Source organism: Campylobacter sp. MG1 (genome assembly GCF_026616895.1).
GTDB lineage: Bacteria > Campylobacterota > Campylobacteria > Campylobacterales > Campylobacteraceae > Campylobacter_E.
In genome coordinates, this window is sequence record NZ_JANYME010000026.1 from 1 (window position 1) to 1,866 (window position 1,866).

4 protein-coding genes are annotated in these 1,866 nt (G+C 27.3%); 2 read left to right on the forward strand and 2 right to left on the reverse strand.

Translation table 11 applies throughout. The annotated features are described in order from the left end of the window. Positions 1-376 (forward strand): hypothetical protein (locus NY022_RS09500; RefSeq protein ID WP_267525633.1); only part of this gene is annotated, 376 nt, incomplete at its 5' end. Positions 377-449: 73 nt separating this feature from the next. Further along, complete coding sequence (locus NY022_RS09505; protein WP_267525634.1) at positions 450-755, forward strand: hypothetical protein; 306 nt, start codon at positions 450-452, stop codon at positions 753-755. A gap of 256 nt (positions 756-1,011) precedes the next feature. On the opposite strand, the gene NY022_RS09510 is transcribed toward NY022_RS09505, so the two are convergent. Both NY022_RS09510 and NY022_RS09515 read right to left on the reverse strand, forming a co-directional pair. Next, a complete protein-coding gene (locus NY022_RS09510) occupies positions 1,012-1,485 on the reverse strand; it encodes a type II secretion system protein (RefSeq protein ID WP_267525635.1) in 474 nt (157 codons plus the stop codon). A gap of 62 nt (positions 1,486-1,547) precedes the next feature. Beyond that, on the reverse strand, positions 1,548-1,866 hold a 319-nt coding region (locus NY022_RS09515; RefSeq protein WP_267525637.1), incomplete at its 5' end, for a hypothetical protein.

Below are 1,866 nucleotides of genomic sequence, written 5' to 3' on the forward strand. Positions count from 1 at the left end.
AGTATTAAAATACTATGCAACCAAATCAGAATTACCAGGAACGGATTTTAAAGATGCTGATTTAGCAAATTTAACAAATATTACTGAGGTGGCATTAGGAACAGCTGGAACAAATGGTGCTACTTTTAAGTTCAAAGTAGGTAAAGATGATACTGATTGCTTTGTTATATCTTTTGATAATAGTAATTCAAGTATGACAGTTACTCCAAAAGCAAATGCAAAACAAATTTGTAAAACAGCACAAGTTGCAGCTATTAAGAGTGGATTACTAGCTGAAACAACAAAAGATAGCAATGTACCAGCAGAAAAAACAGAAAGATTAGGTGGCGGTTCTATTTATGATACTAGTGCTATGGATACACCAAAAGCTCCATAATTATAAAAGATAGTAAAAAAAAATAATAACCTAGCTTTATTTAGCTAGGTTTTAAAATAATAAGGAGTGATTTATGAGAACTTTTTTAGCAAGTACTTGGAAAGACCCAGAAATAATTTATGATGATGGTAGAATAGTAGCTGTAAAAGCATTTTATACTAATGAGAATTTAGAAAATGCCATTGGGGTTTATTGGAAAGAAGTAGAAGGGGTTGCGACAGCTTATCCAGTTCAAGGTAATGCTATTTGTCCTATGCGTTTAAATGATAAATTTTCATTAATACTTTTAAAGGGATTAAAAGCTGAAGCTGATGAAAAAATAGTAGAAAACATAGATTTAATTAATGACTTAATTACATTTTATGAAAATAAAAAATAATATTATGTTCTAATATTTTCCTAGCTTAGCTAGGTTTTTAAATTTAACAATAAAAATAAATTCTTATAATCAAACTTTAAATTCTTAAGTATTTTTTCAAAAATAAGTGTTTTAACAAATAGGATTTCAAAAACAAATAATAATTTTACTAATATATCTAAAAGTGATATTGTTTATATACCCGTTGGTGGAGTTGTAGGGGTTTATTAATTTTTAGGTTTTATAAATAATTATAAAGTATATAACTGATTTTAATTTATTTAACATTACTTGTATTGTAGATAGAACCGCCACCTAATGATATCATCTTATCCTTGATAGTGTTGTTTTCTAAATTTAATAATGATGATTTTGCTAATGCAAATTGCAAAGTTTTGCATAATGGTATAGGGTTATTTATCGGGCTAAATGTTATACTAGCATTTTCATTGTCTATTTTTATTTTTATGCAAGTTTCTTTTGGGAATTTAAAATCAATCGTAGTATTATCACTCCAAAATATATTTGATATTTGTGTAAAATGTATCGGATTTATCAAGCCATCTGGTAATTTTGAGTGTCTAGCATAATATAAAGATAAATCATTTTTTAAAATTTCAATATTTGCTAATTCTTTAGTAACACTAGCATCATTTTTGATTAAAAGCATTTTAGGAACTGCAAGTCCAGCTAATATTGCGATTACAACTATCACAAATATTAATTCTATCATTGTAAAGGCTGGTCTCATCATTTTCCTTAGAAAACCCTAGCTAAAACTAGCTAAGGCTTAAAATATTAATAAAATTATAATTATTTAATATCAGTTGTATCGTAAATTGAACCGCCACCTAATTTTTCAGTTTTAGCACTTCCATCATCATTAATTAGTCTAGCAGCTTTTGCTGCAGCTATAGCAGTCTTACATACTGTCCCTTTATTTGCACCAGGAGTAATTGTCATAGAACTGTCAGTTGTACTAAATGTTATTTTAAAGCAATCCTCATCTTTACCAACTTTAACATCTATAGCATTACCATTAATTTTTAAACCAGTAACATTTGTAATATCTTCAATTTTTACTTTTGTTAAATCAGGTAATTCTGATGTTTTAGCATAATATTGTAATAAC